This is a genomic window from Marinobacter sp. R17, from assembly GCF_003789045.1.
Lineage (GTDB): Bacteria > Pseudomonadota > Gammaproteobacteria > Pseudomonadales > Oleiphilaceae > Marinobacter_A > Marinobacter_A mangrovi.
In genome coordinates, this window is sequence record NZ_RHGZ01000017.1 from 46,919 (window position 1) to 65,536 (window position 18,618).

18 protein-coding genes are annotated in these 18,618 nt (G+C 62.5%); 6 read left to right on the forward strand and 12 right to left on the reverse strand.

All coding sequences use genetic code 11. The features are described 5' to 3' along the window. Positions 1–11: 11 nt before the first annotated feature. Positions 12–764 carry an SDR family oxidoreductase gene (locus EB809_RS13060; protein WP_123635265.1) on the reverse strand — a complete coding sequence of 251 codons (753 nt, stop codon included), beginning with the start codon at positions 762–764 and terminating at the stop codon, positions 12–14. 129 nt (positions 765–893) lie between these two features. On the opposite strand from EB809_RS13060, the gene EB809_RS13065 reads away from it, so the two are divergent. Then, a complete protein-coding gene (locus EB809_RS13065; RefSeq protein ID WP_123635266.1) occupies positions 894–1,379 on the forward strand; it encodes a winged helix-turn-helix transcriptional regulator in 486 nt (161 codons plus the stop codon). 97 nt (positions 1,380–1,476) lie between these two features. On the opposite strand, the gene EB809_RS13070 is transcribed toward EB809_RS13065, so the two are convergent. Continuing rightward, positions 1,477–2,235, reverse strand: a complete 759-nt coding sequence (locus EB809_RS13070; protein WP_123635267.1) for a pseudouridine synthase — start codon at positions 2,233–2,235, stop codon at positions 1,477–1,479. Between the two features lie 104 nt (positions 2,236–2,339). On the opposite strand from EB809_RS13070, the gene EB809_RS13075 reads away from it, so the two are divergent. Both EB809_RS13075 and EB809_RS13080 read left to right on the forward strand, forming a co-directional pair. Then, on the forward strand, positions 2,340–4,244 hold the full coding sequence (locus EB809_RS13075; RefSeq protein ID WP_123635268.1) for a putative nucleotidyltransferase substrate binding domain-containing protein: 1,905 nt from the start codon (positions 2,340–2,342) through the stop codon (positions 4,242–4,244). Positions 4,245–4,258: 14 nt separating this feature from the next. Beyond that, positions 4,259–4,978 carry a 3'-5' exonuclease gene (locus EB809_RS13080; RefSeq protein ID WP_123635269.1) on the forward strand — a complete coding sequence of 240 codons (720 nt, stop codon included), beginning with the start codon at positions 4,259–4,261 and terminating at the stop codon, positions 4,976–4,978. Positions 4,979–4,985: 7 nt separating this feature from the next. Here EB809_RS13080 and EB809_RS13085 read toward each other — a convergent pair whose 3' ends face one another. Further along, entirely contained in the window at positions 4,986–5,393 is a 408-nt protein-coding gene (locus tag EB809_RS13085) for a thiol-disulfide oxidoreductase DCC family protein (protein WP_123635270.1), read from the reverse strand. Positions 5,394–5,524: 131 nt separating this feature from the next. Here EB809_RS13085 and EB809_RS13090 point away from each other — a divergent pair, with 131 nt between their 5' ends. Both EB809_RS13090 and EB809_RS13095 read left to right on the forward strand, forming a co-directional pair. Next, positions 5,525–6,490, forward strand: coding sequence for an alpha/beta fold hydrolase (locus EB809_RS13090; protein WP_123635271.1), 966 nt, complete (start codon positions 5,525–5,527; stop codon positions 6,488–6,490). A gap of 116 nt (positions 6,491–6,606) precedes the next feature. After that, positions 6,607–8,127, forward strand: a complete 1,521-nt coding sequence (locus EB809_RS13095; RefSeq protein WP_123635272.1) for a methyl-accepting chemotaxis protein — start codon at positions 6,607–6,609, stop codon at positions 8,125–8,127. 405 nt (positions 8,128–8,532) lie between these two features. Here the strand turns inward: EB809_RS13095 and EB809_RS20955 are convergent, their stop codons facing one another. The 3 genes from EB809_RS20955 to EB809_RS13105 form a co-directional block, all read right to left on the reverse strand. Continuing rightward, positions 8,533–8,700: a hypothetical protein gene (locus EB809_RS20955; RefSeq protein WP_190294897.1), complete on the reverse strand. Its 168-nt coding sequence runs from the start codon at positions 8,698–8,700 to the stop codon at positions 8,533–8,535. Positions 8,701–8,877: 177 nt separating this feature from the next. Beyond that, the gene (gene cynS / locus EB809_RS13100; RefSeq protein WP_123635273.1) at positions 8,878–9,318 is read right to left on the reverse strand and encodes a cyanase; all 441 of its coding nucleotides are present in this window, start codon (positions 9,316–9,318) and stop codon (positions 8,878–8,880) included. A 177-nt stretch (positions 9,319–9,495) separates the two neighbouring features. After that, positions 9,496–10,554, reverse strand: a complete 1,059-nt coding sequence (locus EB809_RS13105; RefSeq protein ID WP_123635274.1) for a proline racemase family protein — start codon at positions 10,552–10,554, stop codon at positions 9,496–9,498. Positions 10,555–10,965: 411 nt separating this feature from the next. Here EB809_RS13105 and EB809_RS13110 point away from each other — a divergent pair, with 411 nt between their 5' ends. Then, positions 10,966–11,565 carry a hypothetical protein gene (locus EB809_RS13110; RefSeq protein ID WP_123635275.1) on the forward strand — a complete coding sequence of 200 codons (600 nt, stop codon included), beginning with the start codon at positions 10,966–10,968 and terminating at the stop codon, positions 11,563–11,565. Between the two features lie 24 nt (positions 11,566–11,589). Here EB809_RS13110 and EB809_RS13115 read toward each other — a convergent pair whose 3' ends face one another. The 6 genes from EB809_RS13115 to EB809_RS13140 form a co-directional block, all read right to left on the reverse strand. Then, positions 11,590–12,717 (reverse strand): AI-2E family transporter, encoded by a 1,128-nt coding sequence (locus EB809_RS13115; protein ID WP_123635276.1) that lies wholly within the window; start codon positions 12,715–12,717, stop codon positions 11,590–11,592. 110 nt (positions 12,718–12,827) lie between these two features. Beyond that, positions 12,828–13,718, reverse strand: coding sequence for a 3-hydroxyisobutyrate dehydrogenase (gene mmsB / locus EB809_RS13120; RefSeq protein WP_123635277.1), 891 nt, complete (start codon positions 13,716–13,718; stop codon positions 12,828–12,830). Positions 13,719–13,902: 184 nt separating this feature from the next. Next, positions 13,903–14,976, reverse strand: a complete 1,074-nt coding sequence (locus EB809_RS13125; RefSeq protein ID WP_123635278.1) for an enoyl-CoA hydratase/isomerase family protein — start codon at positions 14,974–14,976, stop codon at positions 13,903–13,905. A gap of 14 nt (positions 14,977–14,990) precedes the next feature. Further along, a complete protein-coding gene (locus EB809_RS13130; RefSeq protein WP_123635279.1) occupies positions 14,991–15,770 on the reverse strand; it encodes an enoyl-CoA hydratase in 780 nt (259 codons plus the stop codon). A gap of 13 nt (positions 15,771–15,783) precedes the next feature. Further along, positions 15,784–16,950 (reverse strand): acyl-CoA dehydrogenase family protein, encoded by a 1,167-nt coding sequence (locus tag EB809_RS13135; protein WP_123635280.1) that lies wholly within the window; start codon positions 16,948–16,950, stop codon positions 15,784–15,786. A 12-nt stretch (positions 16,951–16,962) separates the two neighbouring features. Beyond that, entirely contained in the window at positions 16,963–18,453 is a 1,491-nt protein-coding gene (locus EB809_RS13140) for a CoA-acylating methylmalonate-semialdehyde dehydrogenase (RefSeq protein WP_123635281.1), read from the reverse strand. Positions 18,454–18,618: the final 165 nt, after the last annotated feature.

Here is an 18,618-nt window from a genome sequence, read left to right on the forward strand (position 1 = left end):
GGTCAGGTTCCTCAAAAGGTTTCGATCCAGGGGCGCAGGTCCAGCTCATGGGTCCAGCAGTCCCGGGGCTGGCCGTGCAATTGCCAGTACTGGTCGGCAATGTGCTCGGGATTGAGAATGCCGTCCTGTTCTTTCAGTGCATAGCGCTCGGGGAAGTTGTCGCGGATGAAGTCCGTGTCGATGGCGCCGTCGATGACCGTATGAGCCACATGGATCCCCTGTGGCCCCAGTTCCCGGGCCATGCTCTGGGCCAGCGCGCGCAAAGCGAATTTCGCTCCGGAAAACGCCGAGAAGCCGGCACCGCCCCGCAGGGACGCCGTGGCACCGGTGAATATGACGGTTCCCCGGTGGCGCGGCAGCATCACCCGGGCCGCTTCCCGACCGGTCAGGAAACCGGCAAACGCAGCCATTTCCCAGACCTTGCGATAGACCCGGGCGCTGGTGTCGGTGATCGAGTAGCGAACGTTGGCACCGATGTTGAAGACGACAAGCGCCACCTCACCGATATCGACCTCAATCCGATCGAACAGTTCGACCATGGCCGTCTCGTCACGGGCATCGCAGCCAAAGCCGTGGGCCGCTCCGCCGGCTTGCCGGATGTCCTCCAGCAGCGGATCCAATGCGTCGCGATGGCGACGGGTGGCGACCACCGTCAGCCCCTCCCGGGCGAAGCGTTTGGCAATGGCACCGCCGGTCGCATCGCCGGCGCCGATGACCACGGCGACCTGGGGGCGCGTGTTGTCCTGTCCAGTGTTCGGTTCCATATCGATTCGCCTCCGGGGCTTTATTGTCTGTTTTTGTAGGTTCTTTTTTGGAACTCGATCAATAGTCAGTTCCATTACAGAACTTGTCAAGTTATTCTGCAGGCACCTGTCACCAAAGGATATTGCTCGATGCGTTGGGAAGAACTGGATCAACAGCCCTGTTCACTGGCCCGGACCCTGTCCGTGGTGGGCGATCGCTGGACATTGCTGATCCTGCGGGACTGCTTCCTGGGCGTACGCCGGTTCGAGACCTTCGAGCGCCGCCTGGGCATCACTCGTCACGTCCTGACCGATCGTCTGAAAAAGCTGGTGGAGCACGATGTGCTCTGCAAGTCGCCTTACCAGGAACGTCCCCGCCGGGAAGAGTACCGGCTCACCGAAAAGGGCCTGGATCTGCACACCGTGATCCTGACCCTGGTGAACTGGGGCGACAAGCACATGACCGACGAGCGGGGCGCGCCCGTCAAGCACATCCACAAGGGGTGCGGTCATGCCATGCACCCGCAGATGGTCTGCTCCGAATGCGGCGAGCCGATCACCGCACGGGATATTCGGGTCGAGGCGGGCGACGGCTGGCAGGACACGGCGCCGCTTTTAGGATCGGATCGGTCCTGACGGGTGACAATGTCATCCTGACGGCGGCGTTCCAGAGCCGTCCGGGGGGGGCCGGGCGATGACGTGTTGTCACCTGGAGACCGTTACACAGGCGCGGCTACTGAGACAGGGGCAAGGGTTCAGTGACCAGCGTTTCCCAGCCGACGGCCGTGGCAACACGTGCAAAGCTGGCTTCCGGAGCGGTGCTGAGCACCAGGGACTCACCGGTCAGCGGATGGGTCAGGCTCATGCCGACGGAGGCCAGGAAGAGCCGGGCTTCGCCAAAATGTTGGGCAAAAAACCGGTTGTGCCGTCCCCGGCCGTGATTGGCGTCGCCGATGATGGGATGGCTGATGTGCTTCATATGGCGGCGCAGTTGGTGACGTCGTCCGGTACGGGGATACAGCGCTATCAGCGCATAGCGGCTGGTGGGATAGCCCTCCACTTTATAGGGAATCTCGCTGATGCCGAGGCGCACATAATCCGTGATCGCCTCCTGCACCGCCATGGTTTGCCCCTTTAAACGGCGATCCGTCGGTTCCTCCCTGAGCGGGTAATCCACCGTGCCCTGCTCTTCCGGCCAGCCCCGGACAATGGCCAGGTAGGTCTTGTAGATCTCGTGGGCCATCATCTGCGCGCCCAGCAGACGGGCCACCTCCGGATCCTTCGCGAACAGCAGCAAACCAGACGTCGGACGGTCCAGTCGGTGGACCGGATAAACGTGCTGCCCGCCATTCAGGTCACGGGCGTACTGCAGCGCAAACTCGGTCTCGCGCTTGTCGATGGGGCTGCGGTGCACCAGCAGGCCAGCCGGTTTGTGCACGGCCAGCAGCTCGTCGTCTTCGTACACCAGACGGAGGGGATTGGATTGGGTCATGGCTGAAGACCCGGTGGTCCACCGGGCGGTGACTCCCTGATTTGAGTCCGTTTCAAAAACTCTGCCAGAATAATGGCTACAGCAACGTCAGGATCGAATGCCTCATGGAAGTCGAACAGATCGAGATCAGAGATCACATCAAACGGTTCGCCCCGTTCGATGACCTGCCGGAAGACACCATCGACCGTCTGGCGACACAGGTGGAAGTCGCCTACTACCGCGCGGGCTCGACCATCCTGACCTATGGCGAACCCATCGGCGACCTCTATTTCATCCGCAGCGGCGCGGTGGAAGTCTACCGGCGCAACGGTGAACTCTACAACCGTCTCAGTGAGGGCGACCTGTTCGGCCAGCTTGGCCTGATGATGAACAAGAAGGTGCGCTACCCGGCCACGGCCATCGAAGACACACTGATCTACCTGATTCCGGACGCCCTGTTCCAGGAATTGTGGGAAGCCGGCGACCATTTTGCGGACTTTTTCGACATTGAAGACCAGGGTCGCCTGCGTGCCGCTGTCTCCAGGCAGGAGAAAGCCAACCCGCTGATGACCTCGCGGGTCCGGCGGCTGATTACCCGAAAGCCCGTTTCCGCAGAGGCCACCGTCTCCATCCGGGACGCCGCGCGACTGATGACTGACGAAGGCGTTTCGGCCCTGATCCTGACGAATCCCGGCGAACAGATGGATCAGGAATGGAAACCCGGCGACAACCCGATGGTCGCCGGCATCATCACGGATCGCGACCTCCGCACCCGGGCCCTGGCCGAGGGACTCGACTACGACACGCCGGTCAGCGAGATCATGTCCACGGATCTGGTTTATATCCGGTCCGACAAGTATGTCTTCGAGGCCATGCTGACCATGCTGCGCAGCAACGTGCACCATTTGCCGGTGCTGCATCGCAACAAGCCGGTGGGCGTGGTAGCGCTGTCGGACATCGTCAAGTATGAGTCCCAAAGCGGGCTCTACCTGGTCAGCAACATTCATCATCAGGTGGACGTTCGGGGCCTCAAACGCCTGAGCCGGGACAAGGCGGCGACGTTCGTGCGCATGGTCAACGAGGACGCCAACTCGCACATGATCGGCAGTGCCATGGCGGGTATCGGACGGGCCATTTCCCAGCGTCTGCTCGAGTTGGCCGAAGAACAACTGGGACCGCCGCCGATCCCCTACTGTTTCATGGCGCTGGGCTCCATGGCCCGGGACGAACAACTGATCGTGACGGACCAGGACAACGCCCTGGTGCTGGACGACAGCTTCATCCCGGAAGAACACGACGAGTACTTCAAGGCGCTGGCCAAGTTTGTCAGCGATGGCCTGGCAGAATGCGGCTACACCTATTGCACCGGCGACATCATGGCCACCAATCAGGCCTGGCGTCAGCCGCTGCGGGTCTGGAAGGAATACTTCACCGAGTGGATCGAGAAGCCCGACGCCAAATCATTGCTTAACAGCGCCATATTCTTCGACCTGGATGGCATTGCCGGGAACACCCAGTTCGCCGAGGTGCTGAAAGACCTGATCGCCACCAAGGCCCGGCGTACGCCGCGATTCCTGGCCTACCTGGCCCACGCGGCCCTGAATCGCAAACCGCCGCTGGGGTTCTTCCGTGACTTCGTCATGGAGAACGACGGCAAGCACAACAACTCGATCAACCTGAAGCGCCGCGGCACCGCGCCGCTGTCGGATCTGGTACGGGTGCATGCGCTGGCCTGCGGCTCCCGGGCGCAGAATACCTTCAACCGAATCAATGCCATCGAAGAAACCCAGCTGCTGGCCGAGGGCGTGGCCAACAACCTGCGCGATGCGCTGGAGCTGATTGCCATCGTGCGCATCCGCCACCAGGCCCTGGATATCGAGGCCGGCCGGGATCCGGACAACAACATCGAGCCGGAGAACCTGACCCGCTTCGAACGTCGTAACCTGAAGGAGGCCTTCCAGGTCATCAGCAACGCCCAGAAATTCCTGCGCCACCGTTATCACGCCAGTGGCGGCGGATCGATCAACTGATGGGGATCGCAGCCATGCCCGGTTCGACAGCCGCCGCCCAAACCTTGGACTGGCCGACCCGCTTCGAAACGCTTGCGGCAACGGCGCACACACCGGCGTTGCAGCGGTACTACGCCGCTGGCGCGCCGGCAGGGGATACGCCCATACGGGATGTGCCCATGGTGGCCCTGGACTTCGAAACCACCGGTCTGGATGCCGACACCCACTCCATCGTCAGCATCGGCCTGGTGCCGTTCAACACGCACCGGATTTTTTGCCGTGATGCCCACCATTGGGTGGTTCGCCCGGTGCTGCCGCTGCACCGCGAATCGGTCACCTTCCACGGCATCACCCACTCGGAAGTGCGGGTGGCACCGGATCTCCGGGAGATCCTGGACGAACTCCTGGAGGCGCTCGCCGGGCGCATTGTGGTCGTCCACTTTCGCCACATCGAACGGGCATTCCTCGATGCCGCCCTGCGCTGGCGCCTGGAGGAGGGCATCGAATTCCCGGTCATCGACACCATGGAACTGGAAGCCCGCTGGCACCGGCAGAAGCCACCCAGCCTCTGGGACCGGCTGCGCGGACGCAAGCCGGAGTCCATCCGCCTGGCCGACAGCCGCACCCGATACGGACTGCCCTACTACGCGCCCCACCATGCCCTGACCGACGCCCTCGCCACGGCCGAACTTCTGATGGCGCAGTTGCAGTACCGGTTTGATCCGGACACGCCGCTAAAGGAGCTTTGGCAGTAAGAACCGCTCAGCCGTCAATGAACCGCTTCCGGTCTTCCGGAGCCGGAACCGGGCAGGTTTCATAACGACCGAACCAGCGGTAGCGGTGGCGGCCGATCCAGTCGTAGAGACCATCCCGCAAGGGCCGGGGCACCCAGCGGAACACCGCAAGCCAGCGCCAGGGCCACGGCAGCCCCGCCAGGATCCGCAGAACCGCGTCACTGCGCCGAAACGCACGTTGGCCGTCGATCAGTACCACGCTGTCCATCGCCTCTGACGGCACCTTCATTTCCCGGCACAGCGCCTGCCCGGCCTCCGACTGCAAGGTTCCCAGGCGGAAACGATGGGCCCGGTCGTGACGCAGCACAAACCGCCCCCAGAACTGGCAGAAAACACAAACACCATCGAACAGAATCACGGGGTGTGCCCGTTCCATTTCGCCTCCCGATTTGCCCGCGAAGGTTTGGCCCTGACGGTAAACAACGCGGCCCCTGCGGCCATCCAAGAACGACGGCACGGACGCTAGAGTAGTGCTTTATCCGAACCCGTCGTCTGCAGGAGTCACCCATGGCCACACAACAACACATTCAGGGTTGCGGGGTACAGCTTTTCACCACCACCCGGGGCAATCCCGAAGCGCCGGCCATCGTTCTGGTGCACGGCTACCCGGACAACCAGCAGGTCTGGAACGGGGTGGCCGAACGCCTCGCGTCCGACTGGTATGTCGTCACCTACGATGTCCGTGGAGCGGGTCTTTCCGACCGGCCCGCCCGGACACGGGACTACCGCATGTCCCTGCTGGCGCGGGATCTGGAAGCCGTGGTCGATGCCCTGTTGCCCGACCGCCGCTTCCACCTGGTCGCGCACGACTGGGGGTCCATCCAGAGCTGGGAATCGGTCACCGGCCGCCCCCTGCAGCATCGCATTGCCTCCTTCACCACGCTGTCCGGTCCCTGCCTCGACCACGTCGGTCACTGGATGCGCGCCCGCCTGGCCCGCCCCACACCGCGCCGGGTCGGCCAGCTTCTGCGACAGTTGGGCAGCTCCTGGTATATCTTCGCGTTCCAACTGCCCTGGGTCGCGCCCACGCTGTGGGAAACCTTACTGGTAGAGCGTTGGCCGGCCTACCTGAATGCGAGCGAGGGCATTGCCGAGGAGACGCCCAACCCCCACCAGACGGCCGACGGGCGCGATGGCACCCGCCTGTACCGGGCCAACATGCTGCCCCATCTGCTCAGCCCCCGTGTGCGTTATGCGCACTGCCCGGTGCAGTTGATCGTCCCCAGACAGGACCGCTACGTGGGCGCCCAGCTGTTCGAAGACCTGCACGAGTGGGTCCCCGCCCTGTATCGCCGGGACATGGACGCGGGGCACTGGGCGCCGTTGAGCCATCCGGACGAACTTGCTGAAAGCATCGCCGAATTTGTACAAAGCGTTGAAGGCGGTGACCCCGATTCAGCGCTGGCCTCCTTGCGGATCCACAACGTGACATCGCAAACCCGCCACAGTGCCACCGTCCTGAAAACGGTGTAACACGGCACGCCACAAACGGATCTTAATAAAACTGTAATCTTTCTTTCATAGACTTGTGCGCCAGTCGGGTCGGAACAACCGATCCGACCCTTATTGTCTTGTTTGAGGGTTAACTGATGCACTGGTACACCCGGAGTATCCTGAATCGGGTGCTGACGATTATTATCGGCGCCAACTTGGTCATCGCCATCGTTGCGGGGCTTTACTTCAGCTATTCGCTGGAGGTCAAGGATGAGTTCTACACCCTGGGATCACGGGATCTGGGCCAGGCCATGGAAGTGCAGGACATACTGAGTGAATTCAAAACTCAGGTGCAGGAGTGGAAGAATACGTTGATGCGCGGCCACAAGGCCGACGATCGGAAGAAGTACTGGCAGCAGTTCCAGGATCAGGAAGACAAAGTCCAGGCCGCGCTGAAGGATTTGCTACCGCGCCTTCACAATGACAAGGCCCGGGATATCCTGACCCGCTTCCAGGCGGCGCATCAGCAAATGGGACAGGCCTACCAAAAAGGCTATCAAGCTTTTGTCGACTCCGGCTTTGACCACAAAGTCGGCGATGCCGCCGTCCGCGGCATAGATCGCGAGCCCAGCCAGCTTATTGAGAAAGCCGCCATGGATATCCGGGCGGATGCCGTGGCTGACCTCAATCGCCTGGAACAGGATGTCTCCAGTCGCGCCCATACCCTCGGTGCTGTTCTCCTGCTGGCGATCCTGTTGGGAACGATGGGCTGCGTCATCGTTCTGGTGCGGGCCGTTATCCGCCCCACCCAGCAACTGATCAACAATATCCAAAGGCTGGGTGATGGCGACGCCACCCAGGCTGCCACCCTTGAGCGCCGGGACGAACTCGGCAAATTGGCCGATGCGGCCCGACAGCTGCACGGTTTCCTGGTCGAGACCAGCCACCAGCTCAGCCGCAATGCCGGCCAGTTGGAAGGCACCCGGGATACCATCCGCACCAACGCCAATATGGTGTCGGACCGTGCCGAAGACGCTCACCTGCGAATCGACCAGATTGCGACGGCCATGAACGAAATGTCCGCCACGGCACAGGATGTGGCCCGCCATGCAGCGACCGTCGCCAGTGAAGTCAATGAGACGGCCCGGCAGACCGATGATGCGGACAACCAGATCGAGTCCGCCGTCGACAGCATGGAACGGCTGGTTGCCCAGATCCGCAGCTCCAGCGACACCGTGTCCAAGCTTGCCGATGATGGCCAGAAAGTAGGCAAGGTGATGGAAGTGATTCGGGAGATTGCCGACCAGACCAACCTGCTGGCGCTGAACGCCGCCATTGAGGCGGCACGGGCCGGCGAAGCGGGCCGTGGCTTTGCGGTGGTGGCCGATGAGGTGCGTACCCTCGCCTCCAAGACACAGGACGCCACGGTAGAAATCGATCGCATCATCGGGACGATTCAATCCGGCTCCCGCGATGCGATGGAATTCATGCGCGCCAGCGAGGTGGTCGGTCAACAAAGCAGTGAAGCGGTCTCGACGGTCAGGGCCAGCCTGGGAGATATCCGCCAGCGAATGACCCAGGTGAATGATGCGACGACGCAGGTGGCCACCGCCGCGGAAGAGCAGACCAGTGTCTGCTGGTGTCCCTTAACAAACGTTCGTCGCCTGTCAGCGTGACTGTGCAGCGCCCTGGCAAGGCGCGCTGGCGAAGGTTTGGTGGTTCCAAATCGAGTCAGCGCAACGTAGCCAGGGCGCTGCACAGCCGCGCCCGGAGGGAGCCTCACAGCGCCATCCTGTCTGCGTTGCGCACCTTGGAAAGGGAATGACCCTTCCCGGCGGTACCCGCCTTGCCAGGATGGCGCTGTGAGGCTCTGACATGCGACGAACGTTTGTTAAGGGACACTAGGATATCAACCGGAACGTGGCCGGCGTGGCTGAAATTTCAGAAGCCATGAGCAAGGCGGCCCAGAACAACCTGGCCACCCTCCCGGAACTGGAGAGCATGGCCGGCGAAGCCAATCGACTGGCCGACCGTATCCGCACCTGAAAACAGCCGGGCCCGTGACCGGGCCCGCAACAACATCAAAGGACGCCGCCGGTCGCCGACAGCAGGCCGGCGACGAGCGCCACACCCAGCGCAATACCGGCGACCTTGAGACCCTCGAGTATTTCCCGGTCACGCGGCTCGGTTGTCTCCTTCAGCAGCCCGGACTTGCTGGCAAAACTGTTCTTCCTTAACAGCAGCTGCATGGTCAGCCCCTCTTTGGACAAAATCGATCAATGCCATTGGCATTTACAATATGAGAATAATTCTCATTTGTAAACCATTTTCCTATAGCACTTATTGATACCGATCCAAATCGTGATTGAGGCTGCCATTCCGGCGGGGCAGGCAACCCTGCCAAGCCCACCGGACAAAGGCCGATGTCACCATTTCTTGTAGGGCAGGAACTTCCCGTTCATGGTAACCACAACCCGGTCGCCCGCCGGGTTCTCCTCCTTGTCTACCGACAGGGTGAAGTCGATGGCGCTCATGATGCCGTCACCGAATTTTTCATGGATCAGTGCCTTCATCGTATCGCCGTAGACACCCGTCACCTCGTAGAAACGGTAGATCAGCGGGTCCTTGGGGACCGTCCAGTCCCAACTCTTATACGGGCAATCCTGCAGCGCCGCGGCCACCTCGCCGTCGAGTCCCAGCACCTCACACAGCGCTGAGGCCTTGTCTTCGGTCATGCTGTTGGCACCGAAGCAGACGGACGTTGTGAAAACCGGCGACAGGCCGACGGCCTCGGCGATGGTTTCCCAGGTCATCCCTTTGCTGTTCTTGGCGTCCAGAATCCTGGCGGTCATCAGTTCTTTGTTCATGACACTCTCCCCATTGTTGGTCGTATGCACTGTGGTGGTGCCTTAAAAACAGGCGTTCGGCCGGAAAAGGCCCGGTCCGTCGTCGTGCCAGGGAGAGTTTGCAATTGATGCGCCACGGCGACGCAAAGAGAGCGGGAGGCACCGGCGGCCCGGGTGGGACGCCGGTGTTCAGTGAGATCAGCCGGGCCAGGTATCCAGTACGTCTTCCAGATCCGTGCTGTCCACCAAAGGATCGTCGAGATCCACCACGATTTCGGAGCGGGCCAGGGTCCAGGCCCTGCCGGTGATATCGCTGTCCATGGCCCGGTGCCCGGCAACGGTCGCCTCACCCAGCACCTTACCCACAAACGAGCTGCCCCGGGGCGAGACGGTCTCGATCCACTGACCTTCGTGGATGTCGCCGGCGTCGTACATCAGCGCCAGTCGTGCGGACGTCCCGGTCCCGGTGGGACTGCGGCAAATCACGCCGGGATGCACATAGGTCGCCGACGGCGTTCGATAACCCTCGCTGCCCACCGGCTCCAGAGGGCCCATGAAATGGGCGAACGGCAATGGGCCGACCTCGCCCAGCTCCGGATGCTGTTGGGTCACCTGCGGTCGCGCCGCCGTCACCAGGGCATGACCAAAGGCGGCCAGGGCCGGCATTTCATCCGCCGTGAGTTTGAAGCCGAAATGGGCCGCGTCCACCAGCGCGAAATAGGCGCCGCTCCAGACCAGGTCATAGCGCACCTGACCGTAATGCGGCACATCGACAACCTGATCCCGGGCCTCCACATAGGCCGGCTCGCCCTGGGTGGTGATCGACTGGACCCGACCATTCTCGTTGTAGGCCTTGATGTGCGCCAATCCGGCCGGCGACTCCAGCACGATCGACTGCTCGCCCTCCTCCATCGGTATAATCCCGCTCTGCAGAACGGCCGTGGCGGTGCAGATGGTGTTGGAGCCTGAGTACAGCGGATACCCCATCGCCTCCATGATGATGTAGCCCGCCTGGGCCTTGGGATTGGAGGGCTCCACGATCAGGTCCAGGGACATGTAGGGATCGCCGTAGGGCTCAGACAACAGCAGCCGCCGGAAGCCGTCGCCGTGCTGCTGGATATAGCGCATTTTCTCGAGCACCGAGTCTCCGGGCAGTTGCCCCACGCCGTAGGTGATGATGCGGCTGACATCGCCGCCTGACTGCATATCGATCAGGCCGATGGACCGCATCCGGTGCCGCGTACCGTCGTTTTGCATAGGTCGCTCCCACTTTATCCGCGGGCGGTCGAAAATGACCATCCGCTTTCACATGTCATAGCCGAACGGGCATGCCCGTTGATGGCACGCCGGCAAGGCCCTGAACGCTCAGGACCATTCCGAGCTCTTCCGGGACTTCCAATCAGATCCCACCCGCAATGCCCATGAACAGACGCTGGCCGCTCGATAGTCGCGCCACCAGAGCGGACAAGGCTCCCTGTCAGGTTAGGTTATTTTTCTGCCAAGGGTATAGGGGGCGATGCCAATCCAAAGGTCTGATGATGCAGATAAAACCGGAACCAGGCCGTGGCCTGAATCCTGCATTGCACGCTGTAAATCGCCGTCGTACCGCCAACGCTTGCCGCCGGTACGGATTTCATTCACCCGGTTCACCGGGATTCTGGAGCCGCCATGGACATCAGCAGTATTTTTTCCGGCCCCACCAGCAGTAACGCCAGTACGCAATCGGATACCACCGGCGCCACCGACTCAGGCGCGTTCGACCAACTGTTCGCCCAGGCGATGTCGGCCTCCGGCAGCGACAATACCGCCCAGACCACACAGACCGTCGGCAGCCTGGCGGCCAATGCCCTGGGGGCCTCCGTGGCGGACAGTCTGGGCGCAGTGCTACCCGTGGCAGCCACGGAGACCGCGGCCGGGACAACCACAGACAGCGACTCTGCCGATGCCGACGTCCCGACCGGTACATTCACCAACAAGAGCGACCGCGGCCTCTTCGAAGACGGCGACAGCCTGTCCGCTGGCGATCTGGTGGATATCGTGAATCCGCTGCAGCACATTCCCATCGTCGGCACCTACTACCGGGAGCTGACGGGTGACGAGATTGGCTACGCCCCGCAGGTCGCGGGCTGCACGCTCTATGGCGGCGCGCTCGGCGCCCTGTCGGCCCTGGGTAGCATCGGTTTTGAAGCCGCAACCGGCGAAGAACCGGTGGAATACGCCACCGATAGGGTGACCGGCGGTTCGTCGGACAGGACGGCCCGGGGCTGACGCCCGGGCGGCAAGATCATGCCGCTAACGGGCAATGACGCGGTAGACCGGACGCAGTCTGGGGATCTGCTTCAACACCACCTGCAGGACGGTCATCAGCGGCACGGCCATCACGACGCCGATCGCGCCCCACAGCCAGCCCCAGAAGAAAATCGACAGGAAGATCACCACGGGATTGATGGACATCCGGAAACCGTGGATATAGGGCTCCAGGAAAAATCCCACCACCGAGGTCAGGGCCAGATAGCCCACGGGCGCGATCATCATCATCCAAAGCTGGTCCAGCGTGGTCAGCGAGATCACCGCCAGCAGGCCCACCGTACCGATCACGCCCAGGTAGGGAACGAATCGGGCCAGCCCCGCAATCAGCCCCCAAACGACCGGCGAAGGCAACCCCACGGCCCAGCACATCAACCCGGTCAGGACACCCACCAACAGGTTACTGGCGCTGATCACCATCAAATATTGGGCAATCTGGGATTGGGAATCCCGCACCACCCGAAGCACCATGCGCCGGTCCCCCCTGGGAAGCTGGCGCACGAAGTTGCGGATCAGGCTGTCACCACTGACCAGCAGGAAGTAACTGAGTGCCAGAGCCAGGGCCAGGCCGGTCGCCCCGTTGCGCAACTTGGTGAACATCGTCTGCTGCCAGGAGTTGGACTGCACCACCACCTTGGTGGGCTCATCCCCCTTGGACAGCTCTTCCATTTTCTTTTCGACCTTTCGGGCCGATTCGGTAACGCGTTCCAGGCTCGTGGTGATGCCCTTGCCACCCACCAGCAATCGCGACATACCTTCCGGGGCTTTCTCGACCCATTCCATGATGGGTGACGACACCGCCCAGCCTACGCCGGCCATACCGGCCAAAAGCCCCAGGATCAGTACCAGGGCCGTCACGCCGCGAGGTACCCTCCAGCGCTTGCGGGCGCCCCGCACGGCTGGCGCCATCAGCAGGCTGGCGAGTATCGCCAGTGTAATCGGCAGGATGATCTGGTGGGCAACGTAGAGCGTGTAGAGAATCCCGAGCGTGAACAGACCGTAGATGGGCGTCGCCAGGTTGTTCGGGATGGTCAGTCCGGCGAGGGTGCGCGTGTCGGGTGTGACGTCGTTGTCTTCGTTATCGGAACCGGACTGTCGGGACTCGTCGGTCATGCAGGGGGAACTCCTTGTGGGCTGCGGTGCCGTCTGTTTTTGTCGCCACAGTCTAGCGGAGTCGACCACCGCGAATCCATGCGGATGACGCGGTGGTCATGTCGCGGCACTTATTCCTTGCCGCGATAGAAGCGCTGGATGCTGGAGAAGTCCAGGCGACCATTGCCCTGCTGACCATGCAGCGCGTACAAGTTGCGGGCCAGTGATCCCATCGGAATCGGTGCCTTGTTTTTCACGGCGTTGTCGAACGCCAGCCCCAGATCCTTGTTCATCAGGTCCACCAGGAAGCCGCCCTGATAGTCGTTGGAGGCCGGCACGCCCTCCATCACTCCCGGCCAGGGATTGTAGACATTCAGCGCCCAGTTGCCGCCGGAACTCTGGCGCATGATCTCGGACAGGACCGCCGGATCCAGGCCATTCTTCACGCCCAGTGCCAGCGCCTCGCAGGTGCCGTTCATCAGGATCGCCAGCAGCATGTTGTTGCAGATCTTGGCCACCTGCCCGGCGCCGTGGGGACCGGCATGGAAGATGTTCTTGCCCATGCCCTCGAGAACCGGCTTGGCCCGATCGAACGCCGCGTCTTCGCCACCGCAGATGAACGTCAACGTGCCCGCTTTGGCGCCACCCACACCGCCTGAGACCGGTGCATCCAGAAACGCGATGCCCTTCTCGGTGGCCTTCTCGGCCACGCCCCGGGCGGTTTCCGGCGCGATGGTGGAGGAATCGATGACCAGCGTGGACGACGTCAGGATGTTGAGCAGCCCTTCGTCGCCGAGGTAGACCGCTTCCACATGCTCACCGGCCGGCAGCATGGTGATCAGGACTTCCGCGCCCTCGGCGGCGGCATGGACGGTATCGGCGGTGCGGGCACCGTCGTCCACCAAAGCCTTGACCGCATCGGCAGAAAGATCGAAGACCGTGACGGCGTGCCCGGCCTTGATGAGGTTGTGGGCCATCGGGCCGCCCATGTTGCCCAATCCGATAAAGGTGATGTTGGCCATGTTTCGTTCTCCTGTTGTTTTTGTTCGGGAATCGCCCGTTGGGTGGTCAACGTCCCGGCTGCCCTGCGGGCAGCTCCGAAGCTAAAGCGTCGGCTACATTGCCCAGCTATCTCGAGCATGTAGCAGATGCTTCAGCTTCTGAGGCGCCGCAGGCGCCCGATCACGCTCCACCACCGTCGCGGTGCTACTCGAAAAAACTCTCTACCCACGCCGGATCCATACTCTCCAGCGACGGATACCGCCAGCGGGGCTGCTTGTCCTTGTCGATCAACAACGCCCGGATGCCCTCGGCAAACTCGCCCTTCTCAAGGCAGCGGGTCGACAGCTTCAGCTCTTTGTCGAACACTGCCTTGAGCCCATCCAGCCGGGTCTCCCGCAACTGACGCTCCAGGATCGCCATGGTCGTAGGCGAGCCGGTCTTCGCGACTTTCGCGGCCTTCTGGAGCCAGACATCGTCGCCGTCATAGTCCGCAATGCGCTGCACCTGGGTGACCAGATCGTCCGCGTCCATCAGGGCATTGATCGCGTCCAGCCGTTCGCGCACGGCCGACGTCGGCATAACCGCGATGGATTCCCTTTCAAAGGTACGCAGCACGCTGTTCACCGCCGTTTCTGCGGATTCCGTCAGCTTTTCCGACTGCGCCAGTGCTTCGAGTACCGCGTCCTTGTGATCGTGGGCGATCCGCCGATCCGCCATCCCCAGGAAGCAGGCGTCCGCCGCGTTCAGGTGGACGCCAGTCAGGCCGATGAACAGCCCCAAATGACCCGGCATGTGATTCAGGAACCAGCTGGCGCCGACGTCCGGATACAGACCGATGGTCACTTCCGGCATGGCCACCCGCGACTGCTCGGTGACGACGCGATGCGAGGCACCGGCCAGCAGGCCGACACCGCCGCCCATGACAAAGCCATGCCCCCAGGCCACGACCGGTTTGGGGTACGTGTGGATCTGATAGTCCAGCGCATACTCCTCGGTGAAGAACTCAACGCCCTCGTCCGGGCCAGACGCGCCTTCGGTCATGGAGCGATACAGGGCGACGATGTCACCGCCGGCGCAGAATGCCTTGTCGCCGGCGCCTTCCAGCCAGACGGCGGCAATCCCGTCGTCCTTTGCCCACTGGTCGAGCTGGTCTTCCAGCGCCCGGATCATGGGCAGGGACAGGGAATTCAGCGCCTTGGGCTGATTCAGGGTGGCCACGCCGATGCGCTTGCCACCGGCGGCCGCCTTCTCGTCAAAGAGGATGGTTTGTTCTGACATGCTGACTCCAACCGTTACCGGTTCTTCCATTCGGGTGTGCGTTTTTCCAGGAAGGCGTTGACGCCCTCACGCTGGTCTTCGGTGGCGAACAGTTCCACGAACAGCTCGCGCTCCATGCGCCAGCCGTCGTCGTGGGACCGGCCGTCACGGGCGCTCATCACCAGCGACTTGCAGCGGGCGATGGACGACGGGCTCTGCTTGCACGCCATCTCTGCCAGCTCGATGGCCTTATCCAGCGACTGCCCGGACGGCACCACTTCTTCCACCAGACCGATATCCAGGGCCTTGTCCGCCTTCACACGTTCGCCGCACAGGATCATGCGCTTAGCCCAGCCCTCGCCCACCAGCCAGGGTAGATTCTGGGTGCCGCCGGCGCAGGGCAGCAGGCCAACACCCGCTTCCGGCAGGGCCATCTGGGCGTGTTCCTCGGCAATACGGATATCGCAGGCCATGGCGCATTCCAGGCCACCGCCCATGGCGTAGCCGTTCACCGCCGCAATCGACACGCCACGGAACCGGCTCAGGGTCGCAAAGGCGTGGCCGAATGCCTGGGCCATGCGGTTGGCACGGCCTTCGTCCCCGTCGGCAAAGGTTTTCAGGTCGGCGCCGGCGGAGAAGAATTTCTCGCCCTGCCCGGTCACCACCAGGGCAAAGATATTGCGGTCCGCGTTCAGGGCCTCAATCGTCTCTGCCAGGGCACCCAGGGACTCTTCGGTCCAGGTATTCGCCGGTGGGTTGTTGATGGTCAGGATGGCCACATGCCCGCGATTTTCGAGCTGGATCAGATCGCTCATTACCGTGTTCTCCTTATTGAATCGCTTCGACGACGCCGGACTCGAGCACCCGGCGGGCGACGATCAGTCGCATGATTTCGTTGGTGCCTTCCAGGATCTGGTGCACCCGCAGGTCGCGCACGTAGCGCTCCAGCGGATACTCGCGGATGTAGCCGTAACCACCATGCAGTTGCAGGGCCTGGTTACAGACCTCGAAGCAGGCGTCGGTGGCGAACCGCTTGGCCATGGCGCAGTGCAGCGTGGCTTCCGGGTCGCCGTGATCCAGCTTCCAGGCCGCCAGCCGTACCATCTGCCGGGACGCCACCAGGTCGGTGGCCATGTCCGCCAGCTTGAACTGAAGCGCCTGGAAGTCGGCCAGGTGACGGCCGAACTGACTGCGCTCGTGCATATAGTCCCGGGTGCGCGCCAACGCCGCCTGAGCGCCGCCCAGCGAACAGGTGGCGATGTTCAGGCGACCGCCGTCCAGCCCTTTCATGGCGAAGCGGAAGCCCTCGCCCTCTTCGCCCAGCCGGTTTTCCAGCGGCACGTAGACGTTGTCGAAGCTGACCTGACGGGTCGGCTGACTGTGCCAGCCCATCTTGTCTTCCGACTTGCCGTAGTGAATGCCCTCGCTGTTCGCCGGAACGACGAACGCGGAGATGCCTTTGGCGCCGCTGTCCGGCGCCCCGGTGCGAGCCATTACCACCAGCATTTGCGTGGCCCCGGCTCCGGAGATAAACACCTTGGAGCCGGTCAGCCGATAGCCGTCGCCCTCGCGGACCGCCTTAGTTTGCAGGTTGGCGGCATCGGACCCGGCACCGGGTTCCGTCAGGCAGTAGGAGCCCAGCCACTCACCGCTGGCCATGCGGGGGGCCACATCCTGCTTCATGGCCTCGCTGCCAAAACAGGCCACCATCCAGGTGGCCATGTTGTGGATGGTGATGTAGGCCGCCGTGGACGGACAGGCCGCCGCCAGTTCCTCGACGATGACCGAGGTGTCCAGCCGCGACAGCCCCATGCCACCGCGCGCTTCCGGCGTGTACAGGCCACAGAACCCCAGCTCCCCGGCTTCGCGGATCACTTCCAGCGGAAAGGTATGGTCGATGTCCCAACCGGCCGCGTGCGGGGCCATGGCCTTCTCGGCGAAGGCCTTGGCAGCATCACGATAGGCCAGCTGGTCTTCGTTCAGCGCGAAATCCATAACCGGCCACCCTTAATGCATGCGGATGGAGAAGTTCGGTCCGGCCACCGCGTCGCTGGAGAACCAGCGGGCCGTGATAGTCTTGGTTTCAGTGTAGAACTTCACCGCCTGCTTGCCGTAGGCATGCTGGTCGCCGTAGAACGAGCCTTTCCAGCCAGTGAAGGAGAAGAACGGCAGGGGCACCGGAATGGGAATGTTGATACCGACCTGACCCACTTCAATTTCATGCTGGAAGCGACGGGCCGCGCCACCGGAGTTGGTGAAGATCGACGTGCCGTTGCCGTAGGGGCTGTTGTTGATCAGTTCGATGGCCTCGCCCAGGTTGTCCACTTCCATGCAGCTCAGGACCGGGCCGAAGATCTCTTCCTTGTAGATGCCCATCTCGGGCTTCACACCGGCGAACAGCGTCGGGCCGACCCAGTTGCCGTCGGGCAGGCCGTCGACGGTGCAGCCGCGACCGTCCAGCAGCAGGCGCGCGCCCTCTTCCTCGCCACGACCGATCAGCTGTTCGATCCGATCCTTGGCCTTGGCACTGATGACCGGGCCGTAGCTGGCACCCGAGTCGTTCCAGGCCCCCGGACGCACTTTCGCCAGGGCCTCTTTCACTTCCGGAATCCACTCCTGGGCCTCGCCCACGAACACGGCCACGGAAATCGCCATGCAACGTTGACCGGCGGCACCGACGGATGCACCGACCAGGGCACTGATCACCTGATCTTTGTCCGCATCCGGCAGGATCACCATGTGGTTCTTGGCGCCAGCGAAGCTCTGCACGCGCTTCATGTTCCTGGTGCCGGTCTCATAGATGTATCGGCCGACCGGGACGGAACCGACGAAGGACACCGCCTTGATCGCCGGGTCGGTCAGCAGCTTGTCCACCTGCGGCTTGGCGCCGTGGATGACTTGCAGGACGCCTTTGGGCGCGCCCGCTTCGACGAACAGTTCCGCCAGACGGGTCGGGGTCAGCGGGTCCTGCTCGGAAGGCTTCAGGATGAAGGTATTGCCCGAGGCAATGGCCATCGGGAACATCCACAGCGGGATCATCGCCGGGAAGTTGAACGGGGTGATGCCGGCACACACACCCAGCGGCTGGGTGTAGGAATAGGTGTCGATTTCGCGGGCCACGTTCTCGACGGTCTCGCCCATCATCAGGGACGGGATGTTGGCCGCGTGCTCCACGACTTCGATGCCGCGCCAGACGTCGCCCTTGGCATCCTCGAAGGTCTTGCCGGTTTCCTGGGACAGGATTTCGGCGATTTCGTCATGGTGCTCTTTCAGCAGGGCCTGGTAGCGCATCATCAGGCGGGCCCGCTCGGAGACCGGGGTTTCCTTCCAGGTCTTGAAGGCTTCGCCGGCGTTGGCGATGGCACGCTGCATCTCGTCTTCGGTAGCGCAGGGCACATGGGCAATCACTTCGTTGGTGGCGGGATTGGTGACATCAATCCAGTCGTTGGTTGCGCTCTGGCAGAACTCGCCCTCAATAAAAAGTGGCACTTTTTTCATACTGATTCCCCTGTTGTTCTTGTCGGCAAGGAGGAGGTACTCAAGCGACACAAACCGCTTCAGCACCGACTTTGAAATGATCCTAGCACAGCGGGATAGACGATTAGATTGACTAAATTTCGCTCGTGATGGATTATTTTTCGAAAACACTCACAACAATAATCA